Here is a 21,591-nt window from a genome sequence, read left to right on the forward strand (position 1 = left end):
GGATTCCGGCAGGACACCCATCCGATTCCCGTGCCGCTCCGAACAACGGGTGTCGGCAGCAGGGAGGATGACGGGATGGACGACTCGGTCCGGGCGATGCGCTCGGCCTCGGGCCCGGTGAGCCCTACGCCCGAGGACCTGATGACGCAGGTCGCGCGGGGGAGCGAGGCGGCGTTCGAGCAGCTCTACGACGTCGTGGCCGGACCGGTGTTCGGGGTGGTGCGGCGGGTGGTGCGCGACGTCGCCCAGTCCGAGGAGGTCGCGCAGGAGGTCCTGGTGGAGCTGTGGCGCACCGCGGCGCGCTACGACCGCGAGCAGGGCAGCGTGCTGAACTGGACGCTGACCCTGGCGCACCGCCGCGCCGTCGACCGGGTGCGCTCGGCGCAGGCCCGTACCGACCGGGAGCAGCGTGCGGGCGCGACGGCACCCGGACGCGAGTTCGACGAGGTGCTGGAGGCGGTCACCGCCCGGCTGGAGCGCGAACAGGTGCGGCGCTGCCTGGCCGGTCTCACCGAGCTGCAGCGCGAGTCGATCATGCTGGCCTACTACGGCGGCCACACCTACCCGGAGGTGGCCGAGCTGCTGAACAGTCCACTGGGGACGGTCAAGACCCGGCTGCGGGACGGCCTGATCCGGCTGCGCGACTGCCTGGGGGTGACCCGGTGAACCCGGATGTGCACATGCTGACCGGCGCTTACGCGCTGGACGCGCTCGACGAGCTGGAGCGGCGCCGGTTCGAGGCGCACCTGGCCGAGTGCGCGGACTGCGAGCGCGAGGTCGCCGAACTGCGCGCGACCGCGGCGCGTCTGGGGGCCGCGATCTCGGAGACACCGCCCCCGGCGCTGCGCGGCCGCGTGATCGAGCGGGTCGCCCAGGTCCGGCAGGAGCCGCCCGGGCGCGGCTCCGCTGTGCACGGGACGAGGAACTGGGCGATGCGGCTGGTGTCGGCGGCGGCTGTGGTGGCGATCGCGGCGGCCGCGGTCGCCGGGGTGCTGGCGGTGCGGGCGGACCGGCAGCTGGACAGCGCGCAGGCGCGGCTGGAACAGGAGCAGACGCAGCTCGCGGCGCTGACCGACCTGCTGTCGGCACCCGACGTGCGCACCCTGTCCGGCACGGACGCCGGCATCCCCGGCGACGCGCGGATGATCATGTCGCTGACCCGCGACCGCGCGATGCTGACGATGACCGGCCTGCCCGACCAGTCCGCGGACTCGACCTACCAGGCGTGGACGATCGACGAGACCGGCCCGCACTCCGCCGGTGTCATGGGGAACGCGGGCACCACGGAGGCGCCCCTGGTGTTCGCGGGCGTGCAGGGCGTGCGCACGGTCGCGGTGACCGTCGAACCCGCGGGCGGATCGGCCGCGCCGACGACGACGCCGGTCGTGGTGTTCACGATGCCGGTGTGAGACCCCGTGGTGACCGGAGCAGCCGCCTGCGGCCGAGGGCCGGGCCGAGGCCGGACCGCCACCAGGCCAGCCACGATCCCGGCCGCAGCGCGACGGCCGCCGCCACGGGTGCCGAGTCGAAGAACGAGTCCCGCCGGACGACCCAGCCGTCCGCGCTCAGCCACAGCTCGTCGACGGCGCGGAAGGCGAGCGGTTTACCGCGCAACGTGCCCGCCAGCCGCAGCTCGATGAACAGGCGGTCCTCCCGGCCCGCCCACGCGAGCACGTCGCCACGCAGGTCGGGCAGGAAGCCGAGGAGCCGTTCGGCCTCGCCCCACCACGCCGCGCGGCCCCGTGCGGGCGGGACCATCGGCTGGTTCAGCTCGGCGTTCTCGGCCAGCATGCCGTCCCAGGCGTGCCGGTGCGGCCGTGCCCATCCCGCGGCGAAGGCCGTCACGACCTTCTGGTGAATGGCGGGCCAGTCGGTCATGGTCCGATCCCTTCTTGTAAGCGTTGCAAGAAGCATATCGCGGCCCGGACGGCGGTGTCCGGAAAGCGCTGTGCCGACTAGCCTGTTTCCGTGCCAGTGGATGTGAGCACCGTCCCCGGAACGGGACGCCGTTAGTGCGCCGCCGCCCGGTTTCGTCGAGCGCGCTCGCGTCCGTCGGCTACGACAGGACGCGGCACGTTCTCGAGGTCGAGTTCCACCACCACGGCATTTACCGGTACCTGGGCGTGGAAAGCGCTATCCACCGCGCGCTCCTGGACGCGGAGAGCAAGGGTCGGTACTTCCAGGCCCGCATCCGTGATCGCTACCCCTGCGAGCGCCTGGTCTGAAGGTTCGCCCGGCGTTCGCCTGAACGTCGTCTCCGGGCTTCGCCGGGGTCGGAATGGGCGGTTTGGATCTCCCGGCACGGTTCCCACCACAGGAGGTCGGCATGGCTTCACTTTCCCGGCGTGATCTGCTGCGCACCGGCGCGGCGAGCGGTCTCGGCATCGTCGTCGCGGGCAGCGTCGACGCGATCGCGGCTCCCGCCGCCGCCGCGCAGGTCCGGCGCGAGGCCGGTTACGGTGCACTCGTGGACGACCCGGCCGGTCTGCTCGCGCTGCCCAAGGGGTTCCGCTACCGGGTCGTGGCGCAGGCGGGTGTGACGAAGCTGGACACCGGCGAACCGACCCCGAGCGACGCCGACGGAACGGCGTGCTTCCGCCACGGCCGCGGGTTCGTGCTGGTCAACAACCACGAGATCGACGGCGGCGAGGACCACCCCGTGCCCGCGCTGCCCGGCCTCACCTACGACCCGGGTGCCGGTGGCGGCACGACGAACATCGTCGTGGACCGAGACGGCAACCGGCAGTCGGAGTACGTCAGCCTGGCCGGCACGCACAACAACTGCGCCGGCGGCGTGACCCCGTGGGGAACGTGGCTGACCTGCGAGGAAACCGAGCAGCGCGCCGGCGGCGTCTACCAGAAGGACCACGGCTACGTCTTCGAGGTGGACGCGTTCGACCGCGACGCCAACCTCGAACCGATCCCGCTCAAGTTCCTCGGCCGCTACTCGCACGAGGCGCTCGCCGTCGACCCGCGGACCGACGCGATCTACCTGACCGAGGACGCGAGTGGCCCCAACGGCCTGTACTTCCGCTGGCTGCCGCCGAAGCACTTCCGCGGCGGCAAGGGCGCGCTGCGGAAGCTGGCGCTCGCCGAGGGCGGTGACACGGCGGGCACGTTGCAGGCGATGAGCTGCTTCAAGGGCAGCCGCCACATCGACGACCTGTCCGAGGCGACCACGCCCGGCACGAAGTACAAGGTCCGGTGGGTCGACGTGCCCGACCGCGACGCGAAGAGCGTGTCGGTGCGCAAGCAGTTCGAGACCGGGCAGGTGACCCACAGTCGCAAACTGGAGGGAGCGTACTGGGGCGACGGCGGCGCCTACTTCGTCGCCAGCTACGCCCGGATCGACGACGGCAGCGTCAACGAGCACGACGGGCAGGTGTGGTTCTACGACCCGCGCTCGGAGACGGTCGAGTTGAAGACCATCTACGGCGTGAACCCGGACCCGGAGGCCGACACCAACTACGACGGCCCCGACAACATCACGGTGTCCCCGCACGGCGGCCTGATCCTCGCCGAGGACGGCGAGGGCCTGAGCCACCTCGTCGGCGTCACGGCGCGCGGACAGTCGTACCCGATGGCGCGCAACGAACTCAACGACAGCGAGTTCACCGGCCCCACGTTCAGCCAGGACGGGCGCATCCTGTTCGCCAACATCCAGAGCCCGGGCCACGTCTTCGCCATCACGGGCCCCTGGGGTCACTGAGTGCCCGCGTGGCCTCCCCGGTGGCGGCCGGGGAGGCCACGTTGTGGCCTTCACACCGGTGTGAAGCTCTACCTTGGACCGCATGAGCGATTTCGTCGTGCAGCGCAATGGCAGGCCCGCCACGGTCGAGGACCTGGCTCCGCTCGCGTTCGCCGGGTACGCCCACTTCACCGCGATGCAGGTGCGCGGCCGCCGGATCCGGGGGCTGGACCTGCACCTGGACCGGCTGCGGTCGGCGTCGGCGGAGATGTTCGGGCGGCCGGTGCCGGACGAGGCCGTGCTGGCCTGCCTGCGCGCCGCGGTCAAGGACGGGCCGGAGGACGTTTCGCTCACGGCCACGGTCTACTCCGACGACGACGTGCTGGTCCGCACCCGCCCGGCGGCCTCGCCCCCGGCGGGCCCGCTCGCCCTGACCGCCGTCGAGTACGAGCGGGTCCTGCCGGAGTTCAAGCACGTCGGCGAGGTCGCGAAGACCTACTATCCCCGGCGCGCCGACGGCTTCGACGACGTCGCTTTCGTGGACCGCCGCGGCCACTTCACCGAGGCGTCGATCTGGAACCTCGCCTTCTGGGACGGCAGCGCCGTCGTGTGGCCGGACGCGCCCATGCTGAAAGGCACCACGATGAACATCCTGCGCCGCAGACTGGACCGGCTCGGCGTGCCGCAGCGTTCCCGGGTCGTGACGCCCGCCGACCTGCCGTCACTGCGGGGCGCGGTGGTGATGAACTCGTGGACCCCGGGAGTGGCGGTGAGCCGCATCGACGACGTCGAGCTGCGCACGCCGGAGTCGTTCGTGAAGCTGCTGCACGACGCTTATGAGGAGGAGCCGCTCGTGGCGCCGTAGCGCGGACGACTGCAGGTCGGAGCCGCGCGGTGCGCCTGCGTAGAGAGTCGGAGAACCTTTCCCCGGCACTGAGAGCCGTAGCTTCGTGCTGATCACGCGGTACTTACCGGCGTCATCAGAGGCCGTCTGAGCTCTCGATCACCGACTCGCGGGGTCGGCTGGTGCGCTCGGTTGGGACAGCTCAAACCTGGTGAGCTCGGCTCGGGTGGACGAGCTGGTGTCGCTGTACCGAGAGGGCATGACCCTTGCCGACCTCGGCTCGAGGTTCGGCATCTATCACCGCACTGTGACCGCGCATCCGGTCCGTCGCTCGGTTCCGCTTCGCAAACGGTGCTTGGCACGAAACAGTCGCGGATCGCCTGGTGGCTGGAGCGCGTTTTGAGTCCTACGACGGCGCCGATACCGCATATTGGCTGTGTCGGGTTCGTGTGACACCGCTTGTCGGTCTCGTTCGACACCGTTTGGTGGAGGACTCGTTCGACGCGATGGCGACCGATGCCTTCTCTTCTCTCTCGGTGAGGACTTGGAACAGCAACTCTGCGCCGCGTCGGTCGAGCTGCATGTAGCCGAGCTCGTCGATGCAGAGAAGGTCGACCCTGCCGTAGCGGGCGATGATCTTTGAGAGGATCTTCTCGTCGGCGGCTTCGACGAGCTCGTTCGCGAGCGTGGTCGCCAGGGTGTACTTCACGCGGTGGCCGATCATCGCGGCCTCGGTGCCAAGGGCGATGAGCAGGTGGGACTTTCCTGTTCCGGAGTCGCCGATGAGACACAGCGGCTGGCCCTTCTTTACCCATTCGCATTTGGCGAGGGTGTGGACTGCTGCCGGGTCGATGTTGGGGTTGGCGTCGAAGTCGAACGCGCGAAGGGACTTCTCTCTGGGGAACCGTGCGGCTTTGATGCGGCGCTCACAGCGTCGGCGGGCTCGGTCGTCGCATTCGGCGAGGAGCAGTTCGGCGAGGAATCCTCGGTAGGACATCTGCTCGGCTGCGGCGCGGTCGGCCTGGTCGGGAAAGTCCTGTCTGACGGTGGGTAGGCGGAGCATGCGGCAGGCGTGATCGATGGCCGCGTCAGCAGCCTCTTCGGTCATCCCGCGATGGCGGCTGGTCATCAGGTTCCTCCTTCGTTGGTGCGGCGCGGGCGGCGCAGCAGCTGGTCGTACTGGGTGACGGTCGGCAACGGGCGTGGATCGTCGGGCGGGGGCCTGCGGAGTCGGCGTTCGGTGAGCGACGAGATGCCCTCGGTGTCGTTGGCTGCCTGAGCGGTCGTGCCGTTGTCGATGTCGTCATTCCCGGCGGTGTCGTTGGCTTTGCGGGCTTCGAGTGCAACAACGTCGGCCGTGTACCCGCCGGCTTGAAGTGCGGCGGCGAGGCCGGCGACGACGTGCTCGTGCGGGAGGTGGCGGTGCAGCAGCAGTACCTCAATCAACGCCCGGGTTCCGTCGGCATCGCTGTGGGCCTTACGTGCGCCAGCCCACCATTCGTCGTGGATCGGGGTGAACCTGCCTGCCTTCCGAGCCTGGTCGAGCGCGGTCGCTCCGGGTAGTGCGACGGGCTTGCGGAGGAGCATCTCGAGGTAATGATCCAGGTCGAGCTGGCTTCCGCCCTTGGTCATCAGGCGCTCGTGTCGAGCAACGACAGTTTGGTCGCCGTGGACGACCAGCTCGGACGCGTGCAGCAGCACCCGGAGTTTCCTGCCGACGTAGCGGGCGGGGACGGAGTACATGTTCATCCGAACCGTGACTTGAGCGAACCTGTCTACCCGTGGGGTGAACCAGCGACCCGTTTCAAAAGATTCGTCCGGGAGCGGCGCGAGGAGCGGTTGTTCGGTGCCGAAGTGCTCGCCGACCGTGTGGACGCGCGACGCGATCCGCCGGTCGTCGTCGGCGGCGTCCCAGGCGTCGATCATGGCGTTGAGTTCGTCGATCGAGTCGGCCTCGGGGATGGGGACGAGGTGCTTGCGGCGGACCCAGCCGATGTCGCCCTCGACCCCGCCCTTCTCGTGCGCGCCCTGGATTCCGGGCTGTCAGTAGAAGGCATCGATGCCGTAGTGCGACCGGAACGCGGTCCAGCGATCGGTCTCAACCCGCTGCCGGGAGAATCCGATCACCCTGGCCACGGCGGCCTTGAGATTGTCGTAGCGGATCTTCCCCGTCGGCACCCCGCCCAGGATGCTGAAGGCGTGAGCGTGGCCCTCGAAGAACGCTTCCTGTCCAGCCGAAGCGCTGATGCGGTGGACGGCCTTGCCGGAGTACGACAGCCGCAGGCTGAACATGGTGCACGTCGCCAGCTCGCCACGCAGTCGAACTACGATCCCGCCGAAGTCGACCTCGGCCTCACGGCCAGGCAGGTGGGTTTGCGGGATGAACGTGTTCGCGGGCTCGCGGCTGGCTTCGATGCGGATCTCGCGGCGGCGGGTCGCGACGTAGTCGCGCACCATCCCGTACGAAACAGCCCCGGCAGCGCCGTGCTCGTCCAGGAGTCGGTCGAAGATGCGCTTCGCGGTGTGGCGCTGCTTCCTCGGCGCGTCCAGGTCGTCTCGCAGCCAGCGGTCGATGACCTCCCGGTACGGGTCGAGGCGGGATCCGCATTTCGGTGGTGGTTTCGGCTGCTTGGGCCATGCAGACTCCAACGCCGCAGCAACAGTGCGGTAACCGACACCGTGCTTGCGCTGCAGCGCGCGCCATGTGCTGCTCGGGTCCAGCTCAGTGGCAGGTCAGTTCGCCTCTTGGGAGACGTCCGTCCCATGCTCGGCGAACGCCTTGAAGTCCTGCATGTGCTGCCGTGATTGTTTGCGGAAGGTGCCGGGCATCAGACGTCCCATCAGCCGCATCAGCAACCCGTCCAACCGGAACTCGCTCTCGCTCTCCCACAGAGTCGTGTTCGGACCAGCGTCGGTGATTCGGTCTCGTTGAGCCTGCCACGTACCCCCGCCGACAATCTCGCGGTCGTAGTGCACGGCAACCGAACTCGGGATGGCGTGCAGATCTGCGGGTTCCAGGCGCGTGATGGTCTCGGTCGCCTCCATCCTCTGCTTCCCCATTTGAAACACGACTCGCGAGGTGGTGCCGAGCTGCCCGTGTACCCCGTTGACCGGCTCGTGCAGTACCAGGCCACGCAGCCACTTCGGCATCTGCGCCGGGTCGGAGATCAGGTCGACCACCTTCTGGCGAGGCAGGGCGATCTCGATCGAGGTCGTGTACTTCATCACTCGTTGCCTCCAGGGGCGTAGAACGCGGTGGTGGCCGCCACCGCGGCCGCCACGTGATTCGGATCGCCGCCGCCGGCCAGATGAGCTTCGCCCCATGCCGCGGCGCTGCGCCGAGCGAACTCGCGCCCTTCGGGCAAGGCCCGGAACTCGTTGTGGTCGAGGGTCTCGCCATCGGCGAGGAACCCGGCCAGGGTGAGTAGATGCAGGTCCCAGCCGACGCCGCCGGCACCGGGTCCGTAGGTCGGGAACATGGGCTCCCCGACGGCTGCTGCATGGACAAGTTCGAACTCGGTGCCCCCGGATTGGCCGCGGGACAGGCGAACCTCGACCTCGCTCGTCCCCGGCCACTCATCGGCCTCCGGCCCGAACAGCCAGGACACTCGCAGCCGCTGCGGTGGGTCGCAGGCGAGGATCTCGCCGTGCTCACCGCCGTCCAGCTCGAACGATCCACCCAGCCGCAGGTCCCCGGTCACAGGCTTCAACCAGCGGCCCAGTCGCTCGGGGTCTGTGATGGCGTTCCACACGTCGTCGACCGGCGCGTCGTAGTGACGCCGCAACTCGATCGTGTACGCGTCGCCGGCGGGCAGGGTCGCTGAGCCCATCGTCCGGCGTGCAGCGGCCAGCTCGTCCAGTACGTCCTTCACTTCATATTCCTTTCGCTGGCCGATCGGCCTGGCCATCGCCTCGGGGACGGGATGCACGCTTGCCGCGGGCCAGCTCGGTTCCGAGGGCATCGAGCCGCTGATCCCAGAACCCGCGAAATCGGTCCAACCACACGTCGACCTCGCTCAGCGGGGAGGGGTCGACGGCATAGAACCGACGTGCCCCCTCAGCTCGAACCGACGCGAACCCGTTCTCACGAAGGACGCGCAGATGCTGGGAGACCGCTGGTTGAGACAGTGCGAACTCGGACCGGATCACCTCTGTGATCGCGCCAGAGGTGTGCTCGCCATCGGCGAGCAGCTCCAGGATGCGCCGGCGCACCGGGTCACCGAGGATGTCGAACGCGTGCACACCCGAATCGTACCAGTTATGGTTTATATAAGCCACGGCTGGCATGCTCGGCGAGCGGTGTTGGCTCCCATCGACATCCGATCCGTCTCACCAATGCTGGAGTTGACCGAGACCGACATCCGGTGTCAGGTGAGACCGACATAGCCAGCATATCGCCGGCATATCCAAAAAGACATACGTGCAGGCAACATCGCTCCGCCTTGACTGGAGACATGCCGGATCGCGACTCACCCCGCACAACAGCCCAAGTTCTGGCGGCTTCCTCTCCATCCACATGAGCCTGACCGTTTGTTCGATCAGCGGGGCCGGCCGCTTGGCCTTCATCCGAACACAGCGGAAAGCCAGCTTCTTCCAAACGCCGGCTTGGGGTCGCGTCAAGACCGAATGGCACAGCGATTCCCTTGGCTGGTACGACCGCCCGCGGCTGGTCGGGGCAGGTCTGGTTCTGTACCGGCCGGTGCCAAGGTTAGAGCGCTGGAGGCTGACCTATCTGCCTTGGGGTGGCATTGCTGACCCGACAAGGAAACGACTCACTCAGATGCCGAGCGAGGAGGAAGACCTCGTCGGTACTCAGGTGGTCAGCCAGCTCGCGGAGGCGGGTTGGCTACTGCAAAGCCCAGAAGACGGCTTCGGAGCCGGGCAGCCCCAGTTCACCTACGAGATTACGCTGCGTCATCCCAGCGGCACCATGAGGACGGAGGATGACCTGCTCAGCGGCATGAACCAGTTGTGGCGTCGCAATATCCGAGATCTCCATGAACCACCGCGAGCGCATGAGGCGACGCGGACGATGAAGCTCCAGTTGATCGGGGTTGGACATGATTCCGCTCAGTCTCGAAGAGATCGCCAGGGTTGCCGGCGGCACAGTCGAGGGCGATCGTGCGGTGACGGTGACCGCCCCTGCCGTGCTCGACGGTCGTGCGGCGGAACCGGGTGGACTCTTCGTGGCATTCGCCGGTGAGCATGTCGATGGCCACGACTATGCCGGTCAAGCCGCACGTGCCGGTGCGGTGGCGGTGATCGGCACGCGGCCCACCTCGCTGCCGACCGTGGTGGTCGAGGATGTCCAGGCTGCGCTACAGGCGCTCGCCCGTCACGTCGTGGCCCGGCTCCGCGATGGACTCACCGTTCTCGGGGTGACTGGCTCCCAGGGCAAGACCAGCACCAAGGACCTGCTGACGGCCGTGCTGTCGAGTAGTGCTGCCACTGTCGCAACCGTGGGCTCGCTCAACAACGAGTTCGGTGTGCCACTGACCATGCTGCGCGCTGACCCGACCACGCGATTCCTCGTCCTTGAGATGGGGGCCCGTCATGTCGGCCACATTGCTGCTTTCGCCGATCTCGTCGCCCCCGATATCGCGGTGGTTCTCAACGTCGGCACTGCTCACCTCGGCAAGTTCGGATCGCAGGCAGCCATAGCCAGGGCCAAGGGCGAGTTGGTGCAGGGGCTGGCTTCTGGTGGCACTGCGGTTCTCAACGCGGACGACCCCCGAGTGGCTGCGATGCGGACGCTCACCAATGGCCCGGCGCTGACGTTCGGACAAGCCAGGCACGCTGACGTGCGCGTACACGATCTGGTGCTGGACCGGCTCGCCCGAGCATCGTTCACACTGCGGACTGCCGAGGCATCCGCACCTGTTGCGCTGTCGATCCTCGGTGCCCACCAGGCACTCAACGCCTCAGCCGCCGTAGCAGCGGGGCTGGCTGCTGGCGTTCCTCTCGGGGTGGCTGCGACAGCGTTGTCCACCGCCTCGGTGTCGAAATGGCGGCTGGAGATGCGCGATCTTGCCAACGGCGCGAGGCTGCTCAACGACTCCTACAACGCGCACACCGAGTCGATCCTCGCCGGGCTGGACACGCTGGCCGCGATCGAAGGGGGGCGACGTATCGCTGTTCTCGGCGAGATGCTGGAGCTTGGCGAGAACAGCGAGCGCGAACATCGAGTCGTCGGTGAGTATGCCGCCGCACGCGCTGATGTGGTGCTCGTCATCGGAGACGCTGCCCGGCCGATTGCTGAGGGGGCTGGGGACCGAGGGGCGTCGCTGGCCGACAACGACGCGGCGGTCGATTGGCTGCGCCGCAATCTCACCGCCGGTGATGTCGTGCTTGTGAAGGCATCGCGCGGGGCGCGTCTCGACGAGGTCGCCTCTGCACTCACCTAGTGCCGTGTCATGCAACGTTGGGTAGGTAATCCGGGCGTCGGATTTCCGAGTCGGGTGCGAAGTGGCGTTTGGGGTGGCAGTGCCGGTTGTGCCAGCGGACGTAACCGGCGGCTTCCTGGGCGGCGCGAGTGGGGTAGTCGCTGCCGTCGAGGTGAAGTAGCGCAGGGTGGTGAACTCGCATTCGATCCAGTTGAGCCAGGACGCGTTCTTTGGGGTGTGGACCAGCTCGATGCCGTGTGCCGCGCGCCGGGCGGTGACTTCGGCTTTGCCGTGCGGGCCGTGGTTGTCGCGGATTGGATAGAGCTTGCCTGTGGGGTAGCGGCGGCGGAGTTGTGTGCAGAAGTCCAGGAATTCCGGCCAGCGTGTGCGGTCGCGGAACGGGTAGAAGATCTGCCCCGTCGCGGAGGTCCTGCGCGGCGAACAGCTGCCGGATCCCGGCGTGACGGTTGTGGGTCGCGCGGCGGCGGGCTGGGTGTCCGCGGCGGAACCAGCCGTGTCCGGGTCGGGGTTGCAGGTTCAGCGGCCCGAACTCGTCCACGCAGAGCACTCGCCCGTCGGCGGGTGGATGGTCGTAGAGGTCGAGGACGCGGGCCATCTTCACGGTGAACTCGGGGCCCTTGCTGGTTTTCCAGGTTTTCGTGCGCTGCCGGGAAATTCCCGCTTCATGCAGAAGCGGTCAGCTTGTTCGGGCTCCCTCCGGCCCGACGCAACCGGACACGGTCGCGTGTCGACCTGGTGATCTTCACCAGGTTACCTCCGCGACCATCCGGGGCACGACTCTAGCGTTCGGGGCCGGTGTATCGGCCGCATATCGAAAATCGCATACGTGCTGGCAACGCCCGGCCCTCTTGACTTGAGGCATGGCCTACAGCGAACGGAGTTTGGTCGACAGTGAAGCGCCAGCCGACAGTCCGAACCGCGCAACAGCCGCGCGGGCTACCTCTGGCCCGTCCGCTATGAGTCTTACGGTCTTCGGCTGTTGCCGGGACGAAGCCACCTTGTTTCGAGAGATGGGCCGTCGTCTTGGGGTGAGGTTGACGATCACCGAGGCCGCGGTCTGTGAAGGCAACGCTGCGGTGGCGCGTGGAAGCCGGTGCATCAGCGTGAGTCATAAGACTCAGATCACCAAGTCGACGATTCTGGCGCTGAGCCGCGCGGGCGTGGAATACATTTCCACCAGAAGCATCGGATACAACCACGTCGACGTGGAGTACGCGGCGAGTGTCGGCATCACTGTCGGCAATGTCGATTACTCACCCGACAGCGTGGGCGACTACACCCTGATGTTGATGCTGATGGCCGTCCGCAACGCGAAATCCATCATCCGCCGCACCGACGCCCATGACTACCGGTTAGACCAAACGCGCGGCAAAGAACTACGCGACATGACCATCGGGGTCATCGGAGTGGGGAAGATCGGCACAGCAGTCATTGACCGGCTGCGCGGTTTCGGCTGCCGCGTGCTCGCCCACGACAGCCAGCCCCACCTCCCCGGGGGCGACAGCGTTTCGCTCAGTGAACTGTTTCAGAACAGCGACATCGTCTCCCTTCACACGCCCCTGACTCCGCGGACACATCACCTCCTCAATCGCGAACGCATCGAGCAGATGAAGCACGGCGCCTACGTCATCAACACCGGGCGCGGACCGCTCATCGACACTGCGGCCCTTCTTGCCTCCTTGGAGAACGGTCACCTGGGCGGTGCGGCGCTGGACGTCCTCGAAGGCGAAGAAGGCATCTTCTACGCCGACTGGAGAGACAAGCCCGTCGAGAACCAGGCCCTCCTGAGGCTCCAAGCGATGCCGAACGTGCTCATCAGCCCCCACACCGCTTACTACACCGACCACGCCCTGGCCGACACGGTCGAAAACAGCCTTGTCAACTGCATGAGCTTCGAGAGGAAGAGGACAGTATGAGCAAATTGAAGATCGGATTCATCTTCGGCGGTGTATCCGAAGAGCATCCCGTCTCGGTCAAGTCCGCACGTGAGGTCGCGGCGAATCTTGACACCGAGAAATACGAACCGTTCTGGATTGGCATCACCCGCGACGGCGAGTGGAAACTGTGCAACGACGCTCCCGGGGAAGCCTGGGAAAGCGGCGATTCGCGCCGGGTCACGCTGTCACCGGATCGCGACGTACACGGGCTGTTCGTTATGGAGTTTGATTGCTACGAGACGATCCGTCTCGATCTGGTCTTCCCCATCCTGCACGGCAAGCTCGGCGAAGACGGGGCCATCCAGGGCCTACTCGAACTGTCAGGCATCCCCTACGTCGGCTGCGACATCCCGAGCTCCGCGCTGTGTATGAACAAAGCCTTGGCCTACACGATCACCAGAAGCGCCGGAATCTCCACACCGAACTTCCGGGTCATCGAAGGTGACGAGAAGGCCGACCCTGCCGAGTTCACCTATCCGGTCTTCGTGAAGCCGGCTCGCTCCGGCTCCTCGTTCGGTGTCAGCAAGGTCACCGGAGCCGACGAGCTGGCAAGCGCGCTGGAAGACGCCCGCCAGTACGACACGAAGGTGCTGATTGAAGATGCCGTCGCCGGCAGCGAGATCGGCTGCGCGATCCTGGGGGAGCGTTTCGGCCTGGTCGCGGGCGAGGTGGACCGCGTCGCCCTCTCGCACGGCTTCTTCAGAATCCACCAGGAGGACTCTCCGGAGACCGGCTCGGAGAACGCGTCGTTCATCGTGCCCGCCGACATCCCGGCGGACTCGCGTCGACTCGTCCAGGAAACTGCCAAGGCCATCTACCTTGCCTTGGGTTGCAGGGGACTCGGGGTCTATCCCGTGATCGGTGTTTCCGGCGGTTCGGTTAGTAGGTTTCGGCTCCCGGCCAGCGGTCACCGAACGTGATGGCGAACGCGTTGATGACTGGCTTCCAACGCATTGTCCATCGGGCGCGGCCGGTCCCGGTCGGGTCCAGGCTGCGAGTCACAAGATACAGACACTTCATCGCGGCTTGCTCGGTGGGGAAATGTCCACGCGCGCGGATCGCCCGCCGGTAGCGGGCATTCAGTGATTCGATTGCGTTCGTCGAGCAGATCATGCGCCGAATTTCAACATCGTAGTCCAGGAATGGCACGAATTCTTCCCACGCGTTGCGCCACAGCCGAACCATCGCACCATATTTCTTGCCCCATTTCTGCTCGACTTCATCCAACGCGGCAAGTGCAGCATCAGGAGTCGGGGCCGTGTAGATAGGTTTGATGTCCCGCTTGATCTCGTCCCAGTGTTGCCGCGCCGCCAACCGGAAAGTATTGCGGATCAAATGAACGATGCACGTCTGAACGATGGTCTGCGGCCACACGTTCGTGACAGTCTCCGGCAGACCTTTGAGGCCGTCACAGACGAGGAAGAACACGTCGCGGATCCCGCGGTTCTTCAGATCGACCAGCACGCTCATCCAGAACTTCGCGCCCTCGCCACCGACGCCCATCCACAGACCCAGCACGTCCTTCTGCCCGTCCACGGTCACGCCGATGGCCGCGTAGACCGGCCGGTTGGCGACCTGACCGTCCCGAACCTTGACGTGGATAGCGTCGATGAACACCGCCGCGTAGATCGCGTCGAGTGGGCGGCTGGCCCAGTCCTGCATCTCGGCGACAACCTTGTCGGTGATCCGCGAGATCGTCTCCTTGCTCACCGACGCCCCGTAAATCTCGCCGAAATGGGCGGAGATCTCGCCCGTGGTCATCCCTTTCGCATACAACGACAACACGATCTCGTCCACGTCGGCAAGCCGCCGCTGCCGCTTCTTCACGATCTGGGGCTCGAACGTGCTTTCCCGATCCCGCGGAACCTCGACCCGCACCTCGCCGGCAGCATCCGAGATCACGGTCTTCGGCCGAGTCCCGTTCCGCACGTTGGTCGATTCCCGGTCCGGCTCCGCCTGATTCTTCTCATGGCCGAGGTGCTCGGTCATTTCCTCGTTCAGCGCCGTTTCCAGCACGTTCTTGGTGAACAGCTTCAGCAGGCCGTCCGGGCCGGTCAACGCCAACCCTCGCGCCTTGGCCTCGGCCACCATCGCCGCCGCGGCGGCCTGCTCGGGCGACAGCTGCGCCGGCTTCTGGTCACGCTTGCGTGGACTCACAAGATCCGATGTCATCACTCACAGTGCCCATCCCGCCGGACCTCAGCCCGGCGTGTCGGGCCAGAAACACCGATCTTGGAACAGTCCCGGGACTCGCTCGCGTGGATCTGTTCCTCACCGACGACGGGCAGGTGGTGCTCAACGAGGTCAACACGCTGCCTGGTCTGACCTCCTACAGTCGCTACCCCCGGATGATGGCCGCCGCCGGAATACCGCTGTCAGACCTGATCGACCGACTCGTCTCGATGACTCTGCACGGGAAGAAGCAATGAACGCCGACTTCGCGTACGTCGACGAGCTCGTGCCCGGCATCCGCTGGGATGCGAAGTATACAACCCACGACAACTTCACCGGGAAACCAGTCGACGGGTACCTCACCAACCGCATCGTCGGCACGCGAGCACTGTGCACCGCTCTGGTCCATGCGCAGGAGCAGGCCGAATCCCTCGGCTTCGGTCTGTTCTTGTGGGACGGATACCGGCCTCAACGCGCCGTCGAGTGCTTCTTGCGCTGGTCACAGGAGCCCGAAGACGGCCGGACGAAGCAGCGCCACTACCCCCGTATCAACAAGTCCGACATGGTGAAGAAGGGATACGTGGCGAGAAAGTCGGGCCACAGCCGGGGAAGCACCGTGGACCTGACCCTTTACGACCTCGCCACCGGAGAGCCTGCTCGCATGGGTGGTGACCATGACCTCATGGACCCGATCTCGCGCCACGAAGCCAGCGAGGTCACACCGGCCGAAACCTTCAACCGCGAGCGACTTCGCCTCATCATGGAGGAATCCGGATTCGCTCGGTACGACTGCGAGTGGTGGCACTACACGCTGGAAAACGAGCCCTTTCCCCATGACTACTTCGACTTTCCCGTCGCATGATCCGCGTCTCCACTGCGTACTCGCAGTGGGGGCACATGGAGCGCAACGACGAGGTCGTCATGCGGCGCACCGACTCATCAGGGATAGAAGTCTTCCTGCGGCCCAGCGATTCATCGGTGCTGCACGACTGGGCTTCCGACGGGTATCGCTCGCATGAGGAGTTCCTGTTCTGGTCCCGCAAGGTCTGCGGCTTGGCATGTCTCCAGTCGTTGCTTCATGGGTGGACCGATGTCCGGCTCTCGATGGGCGAGCTCCTCACGCTGGCCCTGGAGTGGGGTTGCTACGTCGTGGAGCCCTCGGGCAAGGTCCAGGGACTGATCTACCGGCCCTTGATGGAATGGGTCAGCACGCAGTTCGGATTTGGTTGCCAACTCATTGAGCACACGCCGATTCAGGCATCCGCCCGAGAGGTGCGACGCGGGCAGGTCCTGATCGCATCGGTGTCCCCCGAGATACGCGACCCCGACACCCGCGACCCGCAACGAGGAGGCCATCTCGTGCTCGTCCATGCGGTTGATGGCGGGGCGGTGCGATTCCACAATCCCTCCGGGTACTCCCACAACTCCGACAATGCCGTGCTGCCGATGCCTGTGTTCGAGCGGTTCCACGCCGACCGAGGAATCCTGATCCGAAGGGCTTCGTGATGACAGACGGCCCACCGCCGCGCGTGGTTGTCGCAGGTGGTCATTCGGCCGGGCACATTGAACCTGCGATGAACTTCGCCGACGCGCTGCGTCGAGTCGAGCCCGCGGCCGAGATCATCGCTCTCGGCACTGTGCGGGGCCTGGACACGACGCTCATCCCCGCACGCGGCTATCCGCTGGAGCTCATTCCCCCGGTGCCGCTGTCGCGCAAGCTCAACCGGGCTCTGCTGCAAACGCCGGTCAGGTTGCGCGACTCGGTGCGGGCGGCCGGTGCAGTGCTCGACCATGCGCGGGCTGAGATTGTGGTGGGTTTCGGCGGCTATGTAGCCATGCCTGCCTACCTCGCTGCCCGCCGGCGAGGTCTGCCGGTCGTTGTGCACGAGGCGAATGCCAAGCCCGGAGTGGCGAACCGGGTGGCGGCCAACATGACGACGCATGTGTTCACTGCTACCCGGAATGTCCGGTTGGCCCACGCCGCAGCCATCGGAATCCCGCTACGGCGAGCGATCAGCGGGCTTGACCGGACCGTGTTGCGTGACACCGCTCGGCGCCGATTCGGCCTACGGCCGGACGGGCCGGTACTGCTCGTCACCGGAGGTTCGCAGGGAGCGGAGGCCATCAACGGCGCGGTGTCCGGCGCGGCCGCGACCCTGAGGGCGAACGGCGTGCAGGTGCTGCATATCTCCGGGCAAGGCCGCGCGGTTGAGGTACCCGATGGTGATCCGCCTTATGTCGTTGTGCCCTATGTCAGCGAGATGCAATACGCCTACGCCGCGGCCGACTTCGCGATCTGCCGCTCGGGAGCAATGACATGCGCTGAGCTGGCCGCCGTGGGCCTCCCGGCCGCGTATGTCCCGCTGCCGATGCGTGGTGGAGAGCAACGACTGAACGCCGTCCCTGTCGTCAACGCCGGCGGAGCGCTCCTCGTTGACGACGCCGACCTCGACCCGGCCTGGATCGAGACAATCCTGATCCCGGTACTGACCGATTCTCAGTGCATCGCGATGATGTCGGCCCGCACCTTGGCCCGCACACCCGACGCGGGCGATGTCCTAACCCGGCACGTCCTCACACTGATCGCTGAACGACGGGCATCCGCACCGTGACGGTCAGCCCACCATCCTCGCGCGGGCTGAGCGAGAGCGTTCCGTCGTGCGCTCGCACGATGCTCTTGACGATCGCCAAGCCGAGGCCGACCCCGGCGTGACCACCACGTACGCGTTCCGTGCCTCGCTGAAAGGGCTCCGTAAGGGTCGTCACGATCTGCGGGCTGAGCCTCGCGCCGGTGTTCTCGACCGTGAGCACTACCGATTCGGGTTCGACCGCGGTGGTGATCTGTGCGGTACCGCTCTCGGGGAGGTTGTGGACGATGGCGTTCTGCAGCAGGTTCATGGTCAGTTGCAGCAGAAGAGGGTGCGATCCGCTGGTGAACGCTGAGACGCCGGAGGTCTCGACGGCGACACCGCGCTTCTCCGCTAGAGGAAGAAGTGTCTCGGTAGCTTCCTCAGCAAGGAGGGATAGGTCGACGCATTCGCGCACGAAAGATCGCTGATCGGCCCGGCTCAGCAGCAACAACGCCTCGGTGAGCTCGATCGCTCGGCCGTTGACGGCACGAAGCCGTTCATCGAGCTCGCCACCGTCGCGGGTTGGATCGTTGCGGGCGACATCGAGAAGCGTCTGCGTGATCGCCAATGGCGTGCGCAGTTCGTGGGAGGCGTTCGCAGCGAACCTTTGCTGCTCGGCATCGTGCGCTTCGAGTCGAGCAAGCATGGCGTCGAAGCTGTCAGCGAGCTCACGAAACTCGTCTCGACGGCCTTCCATCTCGATTCGATGCGACAGAGAACCTTCGGCAGCCGTGCGAGTGGCAGCCGTGATGCGCGCCAGCGGAGCAAGCATTCGGCCGGCGAGAATCCATCCGCCCACCAGGCCGAACACCAAAAGGAACGCCATCACGAGGATAGCCGAGGAGCCGAAGGCGAGCGGGCCGAAGTTGTGGGGATCGAGGGAGCGCCAGAAGTCGGCGGGTGCGGGAATGAGTTTGTCGAGGGGGAACTGGCGCAAGAGGAACAGCCATGCCGCTGCCAGCAGCAAGAAGACCGGTACCAAGAGGAAGCCGGCATAGGAGAGGGTGAGCTTGAGTCGGACACTCAGGCCGCGTGCTCTACCCATCGGGGCGTTCCTGCCCTTCGGTGTCCGCGCCGGTGTCGATGCGGTAGCCGACGCCGGGGACCGTGGCGATGAGCGAGGTCTCGTCCCAGGCGCGTTCGAGGAGGTCCTCGGGGCGAATCACACCGCCCTCGGCGGCGACGAGCACTTCCAGCACTGCAAACTGCTTCCGCGTGAGCGCGACAGAGCGACCGTCGCGGAAGACCTCGCGTCGGAACGGGTCCAGTCGCAGCCTGGTCACCTCGCGCGCAGGTGGCCGGTGATGTCCGCGGCGACGGTCGGGTGGCCTGACACGGAGGACCAGCTCCCGCAACTCGAAGGGCTTGGTGAGGTAGTCACCTGCACCGAGCTCGAAACCAGTTGCCTTGTCGTCGAGCCTGTCGGCGGTGAGCATCAGGATCGGCAGACCGCTGCCGGAGGTGACGATGCCTTGCGCCACCTCGTCACCAGACGGGCCGGGAATGTCGGGGTCGAGGACAACGAGGTCGTGGTCGTTGATGCTGAGCAGCTCCAGAGTGGTCTCGCCGTCGCCAGCGATGTCGGCTGCGATCGCTTCCAGGCCAGCCCTTCCCGGATCGCCTCCGCCATGAAGAGTTCGTCCTCAACAACCAAGACACGCACGCTCTCGATGTTAGCGGCCGGCGGATATCGCCAACGTATCGAAAGCCGCATACATGGTGGCGACAGTGCAGTGCCTTGACCGACCGCCATGAGCGGAGAGCAGCACGACCGCCGAAGAACTCTTGGCACCGACAGCGCTCTCGCGTTCGCCGTGATGGCCCGTTCGACCTTCCCGGCCTCAACCTCGACGTCCCGGGGTCGCCGGGCATGTGTGGGCTTCCACGCGCCGCAGGACAGTGGTGCCTCGTCGCAGCAGCGGCCCGGGCCTACCATGCGGGAAGGACCGAAGCCGCTCAGGCCGTAGTGAGCAGCACCGGAGGGCTTCTTCCAGCCCATTGCGGCGCGTACGGATCAACGCCAACGCCCTCACCCGGGCCGCCGACACAGACAAGGCCCGAACCCTGGCCATTGATTCGTCGGGCCAAGGTTCGACCCTGGTGCATCAGGTGCGCCCGGAGAGACTCGAACTCTCACTGGCATGGACCTAAACCATGTGCCTCTGCCAATTGGGCTACGGGCGCGCGGGCACCAGCCTAGTCCCAGCGCCTCCTACGGCGTGGCCGGTGCCGCTCGTGCGGGGCGGTGATCTACGGTTGTGCCCTGCGAAGGTGAGGAGGACCTGTGGCCCGCGACCCGGACACCATCGAGCGTGAGATCGTGAAGGCCCGCGAAGCGCTCGCGACCACGCTGGATCAGCTCGGCGAGAAGGCCAGCCCCAAGCGGCTGGCCGACAATGCCAAGACCACCGTGCGTGGCAAGCTCGACGACCCCAAGATCAAGTTCTCGCTGATCGGGGCAGGCGTGCTCGTCGCCGCACTGCTGGTGCGCAAGCTCTTCCGCTGAGTCAGGCCCGCGCGGCCGGCGTGCTCGCGCCCGCCGCCACCTTGATCGACGAGGTGGCCGGCGGTGCCGAGGGCGTCGGCTTCGCGGTCTCCAGCGCGTCTCCGATGTTCGCGGTCAGCTTCGCCTTTGGCTTCTTGTCCGGCTTCGGCGCCGGTTGCGCTGGTACCGCATCCGGTTCCGCCGCCGGTTCCCCCGCGGCCTTCGCCTCGGATTCCGCGGGCCTCGCCGGCTCGGGCACCTCGACCGGCGCCTGTTCCGGCCTGGTCAGCCGTGCGGTCATGTAGGCCGCGGTGAACTCCAGCGCACTCCCGTTGAGCAGGTGGACGACGGTGGCCCCCTTCGCCTCCGCGCCCAGCTCCTCGACGAACTGGTCGACCTGGTCACGTGCGGCGATGATCCCGGGCGCCCGCGCGGTCAGGCTCCGGCCCGCGCCGGTCACGCTCACCGCCCAGTCGTCGTTCTCCGGCACGTAGATGGCCGTGATCGGTACCGCCATGAGTCTCACACCCCTGCTGCTCTCGGCTGCATACTCCACACTGAGGGAGCACTCCGAAGCCTCGTCATGACGCCGATCGCCTTCATCCGATCGGGCGTGCTTCTGCGGCCATTTGCCTAACGCTCTGTCAACGTCTATCGATACATCAACAGAACTCTGTGTGACAAGCGATGGGCGCGAATGTGCTGTGCGTGACGGCCGGATGGAGCAGTCGTCAGCGGAAACGCGCGATCACTCAGCGCGAAGACCCAGTCCCGACCAGAGGACTTCCATGGCCAGCTCGGTCGCCATATCGGGTGACACTTCGTCGTGCCGCTCGCACCAGATGGCGAGCCGCTCGCAGGCTCCGACGACGAGTTCGGCCGTCGCTTCGAGCAGTGCGGGTCCCGCCTCGCCGGCGAAGTAGTGCGCCATCAGCGTCGCGATGAGGTCCGTCTGCTGGCGCCGCGTGTCCTCCAGCGCGTCGGACGCCGACGTGCCGATCAGGGCCATTTCGTGCCGCAGCAACGACCAGCCCTGCCTGCGCTCCCGCGCGAACACGAAGAACGCCCGGAACCCGTCACGCAGGGCCTCGCGTGCATCTGCCTGACCCGCCACCGCGCGCTCGGTCGCTTCACGCAGCTCGGCGCGCGCCTGCGCGACGCAGGCGAGCAGCAGCCCCTCCTTGGAGTTGAAGTACTCGTACAGCATCGGCTTGGACACGCCGACCCGTTCGGCGATCTCGTCCATCGACGCGGCGGCGAAACCGCGTTCGGCGAACACCGCCTCCGCGACCTCGAGCATCTGCTGTTCGCGCTGCGCTCGGGGCATGCGTTTGCGGCGGGTCGGCCCGGTCATGGAAACGACACTACCGGAAGTAACCTACTCCGAGTAAGATGGACTCGCGGTAACACCTAATGCTCAGTGTGGAGGAA

23 protein-coding genes, 1 tRNA gene and 4 pseudogenes are annotated in these 21,591 nt (G+C 66.6%); 13 read left to right on the top strand and 15 right to left on the bottom strand.

Annotated elements, in window-relative coordinates; translation table 11 throughout:
• Positions 1–75: 75 nt before the first annotated feature.
• On the top strand, positions 76–666 hold the full coding sequence (gene sigK / locus HNR02_RS15295; RefSeq protein ID WP_179773841.1) for an ECF RNA polymerase sigma factor SigK: 591 nt from the start codon (positions 76–78) through the stop codon (positions 664–666).
• Complete coding sequence (locus HNR02_RS15300) at positions 663–1,409, top strand: anti-sigma factor (protein ID WP_179773842.1); 747 nt, start codon at positions 663–665, stop codon at positions 1,407–1,409. The genes sigK and HNR02_RS15300 overlap by 4 nt, the downstream gene beginning before the upstream one ends.
• On the opposite strand, the gene HNR02_RS15305 is transcribed toward HNR02_RS15300, so the two are convergent.
• Positions 1,393–1,878: a nuclear transport factor 2 family protein gene (locus HNR02_RS15305; protein WP_179773843.1), complete on the bottom strand. Its 486-nt coding sequence runs from the start codon at positions 1,876–1,878 to the stop codon at positions 1,393–1,395. The two genes, HNR02_RS15300 and HNR02_RS15305, sit on opposite strands and share 17 nt — an antisense overlap.
• A gap of 134 nt (positions 1,879–2,012) precedes the next feature.
• On the opposite strand from HNR02_RS15305, the gene HNR02_RS15310 reads away from it, so the two are divergent.
• The 3 genes from HNR02_RS15310 (at position 2,013) to HNR02_RS15320 (ending at position 4,553) form a co-directional block, all read left to right on the top strand.
• Complete coding sequence (locus HNR02_RS15310; protein WP_179773844.1) at positions 2,013–2,225, top strand: KTSC domain-containing protein; 213 nt, start codon at positions 2,013–2,015, stop codon at positions 2,223–2,225.
• A 101-nt stretch (positions 2,226–2,326) separates the two neighbouring features.
• Positions 2,327–3,709, top strand: coding sequence for an alkaline phosphatase PhoX (locus HNR02_RS15315; RefSeq protein WP_179773845.1), 1,383 nt, complete (start codon positions 2,327–2,329; stop codon positions 3,707–3,709).
• Between the two features lie 82 nt (positions 3,710–3,791).
• Positions 3,792–4,553, top strand: a complete 762-nt coding sequence (locus tag HNR02_RS15320; protein ID WP_179773846.1) for an aminotransferase class IV family protein — start codon at positions 3,792–3,794, stop codon at positions 4,551–4,553.
• A gap of 385 nt (positions 4,554–4,938) precedes the next feature.
• Here HNR02_RS15320 and HNR02_RS15325 read toward each other — a convergent pair whose 3' ends face one another.
• The 7 genes from HNR02_RS15325 to HNR02_RS15350 form a co-directional block, all read right to left on the bottom strand.
• Positions 4,939–5,661, bottom strand: coding sequence for an ATP-binding protein (locus HNR02_RS15325; protein ID WP_218902888.1), 723 nt, complete (start codon positions 5,659–5,661; stop codon positions 4,939–4,941).
• A complete protein-coding gene (locus tag HNR02_RS35050) occupies positions 5,661–6,458 on the bottom strand; it encodes a Mu transposase domain-containing protein (RefSeq protein ID WP_218902889.1) in 798 nt (265 codons plus the stop codon). Before HNR02_RS35050 ends, HNR02_RS15325 begins: the two co-directional genes overlap by 1 nt.
• Positions 6,459–6,575: 117 nt before the next feature.
• Positions 6,576–7,181: a hypothetical protein gene (locus HNR02_RS35055; protein ID WP_218902891.1), complete on the bottom strand. Its 606-nt coding sequence runs from the start codon at positions 7,179–7,181 to the stop codon at positions 6,576–6,578.
• 84 nt (positions 7,182–7,265) lie between these two features.
• Entirely contained in the window at positions 7,266–7,757 is a 492-nt protein-coding gene (locus HNR02_RS15335) for an SRPBCC family protein (protein WP_179773847.1), read from the bottom strand.
• A complete protein-coding gene (locus HNR02_RS15340; protein ID WP_312861024.1) occupies positions 7,757–8,404 on the bottom strand; it encodes an SRPBCC family protein in 648 nt (215 codons plus the stop codon). Before HNR02_RS15340 ends, HNR02_RS15335 begins: the two co-directional genes overlap by 1 nt.
• A 1-nt stretch (position 8,405) precedes the next feature.
• Complete coding sequence (locus HNR02_RS15345) at positions 8,406–8,774, bottom strand: ArsR/SmtB family transcription factor (RefSeq protein ID WP_179773849.1); 369 nt, start codon at positions 8,772–8,774, stop codon at positions 8,406–8,408.
• 604 nt (positions 8,775–9,378) lie between these two features.
• Entirely contained in the window at positions 9,379–9,594 is a 216-nt protein-coding gene (locus tag HNR02_RS15350; protein WP_179773850.1) for a hypothetical protein, read from the bottom strand.
• Between HNR02_RS15350 and HNR02_RS15355 the strand changes: the two genes are divergently transcribed.
• Complete coding sequence (locus HNR02_RS15355; protein ID WP_179773851.1) at positions 9,593–10,936, top strand: UDP-N-acetylmuramoyl-tripeptide--D-alanyl-D-alanine ligase; 1,344 nt, start codon at positions 9,593–9,595, stop codon at positions 10,934–10,936. The genes HNR02_RS15350 and HNR02_RS15355 overlap by 2 nt on opposite strands.
• A gap of 219 nt (positions 10,937–11,155) precedes the next feature.
• Here the strand turns inward: HNR02_RS15355 and HNR02_RS35460 are convergent.
• Positions 11,156–11,326: pseudogene (locus HNR02_RS35460) on the bottom strand (IS630 family transposase); the annotation flags it as partial.
• Between the two features lie 566 nt (positions 11,327–11,892).
• Here HNR02_RS35460 and HNR02_RS15365 point away from each other — a divergent pair.
• Both HNR02_RS15365 and HNR02_RS15370 read left to right on the top strand, forming a co-directional pair.
• Complete coding sequence (locus tag HNR02_RS15365) at positions 11,893–12,852, top strand: D-isomer specific 2-hydroxyacid dehydrogenase family protein (protein WP_179775935.1); 960 nt, start codon at positions 11,893–11,895, stop codon at positions 12,850–12,852.
• Positions 12,849–13,715 (top strand): annotated as a pseudogene (locus tag HNR02_RS15370) (D-alanine--D-alanine ligase); the annotation flags it as partial. The gene HNR02_RS15365 and the pseudogene HNR02_RS15370, both read left to right, overlap by 4 nt.
• A gap of 37 nt (positions 13,716–13,752) precedes the next feature.
• Here HNR02_RS15370 and HNR02_RS15375 read toward each other — a convergent pair.
• Entirely contained in the window at positions 13,753–15,045 is a 1,293-nt protein-coding gene (locus HNR02_RS15375; RefSeq protein ID WP_179773853.1) for an IS256 family transposase, read from the bottom strand.
• 74 nt (positions 15,046–15,119) lie between these two features.
• Between HNR02_RS15375 and HNR02_RS15380 the strand changes: the two are divergent.
• The 4 genes and pseudogenes from HNR02_RS15380 to HNR02_RS15395 all read left to right on the top strand — a co-directional run.
• Positions 15,120–15,302 (top strand): annotated as a pseudogene (locus HNR02_RS15380) (D-alanine--(R)-lactate ligase); the annotation flags it as partial.
• Positions 15,299–15,907 (top strand): D-Ala-D-Ala dipeptidase VanX, encoded by a 609-nt coding sequence (vanX, locus tag HNR02_RS15385; protein WP_179773854.1) that lies wholly within the window; start codon positions 15,299–15,301, stop codon positions 15,905–15,907. The pseudogene HNR02_RS15380 and the gene vanX, both read left to right, overlap by 4 nt.
• A gap of 35 nt (positions 15,908–15,942) precedes the next feature.
• The gene (locus HNR02_RS15390) at positions 15,943–16,551 is read left to right on the top strand and encodes a hypothetical protein (protein WP_179773855.1); all 609 of its coding nucleotides are present in this window, start codon (positions 15,943–15,945) and stop codon (positions 16,549–16,551) included.
• Complete coding sequence (locus HNR02_RS15395; protein WP_179775936.1) at positions 16,551–17,657, top strand: UDP-N-acetylglucosamine--N-acetylmuramyl-(pentapeptide) pyrophosphoryl-undecaprenol N-acetylglucosamine transferase; 1,107 nt, start codon at positions 16,551–16,553, stop codon at positions 17,655–17,657. The genes HNR02_RS15390 and HNR02_RS15395 overlap by 1 nt, the downstream gene beginning before the upstream one ends.
• Here the strand turns inward: HNR02_RS15395 and HNR02_RS15400 are convergent.
• From HNR02_RS15400 to HNR02_RS15410, 3 genes and pseudogenes are all read right to left on the bottom strand, one after another.
• On the bottom strand, positions 17,620–18,720 hold the full coding sequence (locus tag HNR02_RS15400) for a sensor histidine kinase (protein WP_179773856.1): 1,101 nt from the start codon (positions 18,718–18,720) through the stop codon (positions 17,620–17,622). The two genes, HNR02_RS15395 and HNR02_RS15400, sit on opposite strands and share 38 nt — an antisense overlap.
• Positions 18,713–19,338, bottom strand: a pseudogene (locus HNR02_RS15405) (response regulator transcription factor). The gene HNR02_RS15400 and the pseudogene HNR02_RS15405 overlap by 8 nt, the downstream one beginning before the upstream one ends.
• 447 nt (positions 19,339–19,785) lie before the next feature.
• Positions 19,786–19,859: transfer RNA gene (locus HNR02_RS15410), tRNA-Leu, on the bottom strand.
• Between the two features lie 100 nt (positions 19,860–19,959).
• Between HNR02_RS15410 and HNR02_RS15415 the strand changes: the two genes are divergently transcribed.
• The gene (locus HNR02_RS15415) at positions 19,960–20,181 is read left to right on the top strand and encodes a DUF3618 domain-containing protein (RefSeq protein ID WP_179773857.1); all 222 of its coding nucleotides are present in this window, start codon (positions 19,960–19,962) and stop codon (positions 20,179–20,181) included.
• 1 nt (position 20,182) lies between these two features.
• Here the strand turns inward: HNR02_RS15415 and HNR02_RS15420 are convergent, their stop codons facing one another.
• A complete protein-coding gene (locus tag HNR02_RS15420; RefSeq protein WP_179773858.1) occupies positions 20,183–20,677 on the bottom strand; it encodes a hypothetical protein in 495 nt (164 codons plus the stop codon).
• 231 nt (positions 20,678–20,908) lie between these two features.
• Entirely contained in the window at positions 20,909–21,460 is a 552-nt protein-coding gene (locus HNR02_RS15425) for a TetR/AcrR family transcriptional regulator (protein WP_179775937.1), read from the bottom strand.
• Between the last annotated feature and the right edge of the window lie 131 nt (positions 21,461–21,591).

The organism is Amycolatopsis endophytica (assembly GCF_013410405.1).
GTDB lineage: Bacteria > Actinomycetota > Actinomycetes > Mycobacteriales > Pseudonocardiaceae > Amycolatopsis_E > Amycolatopsis_E endophytica.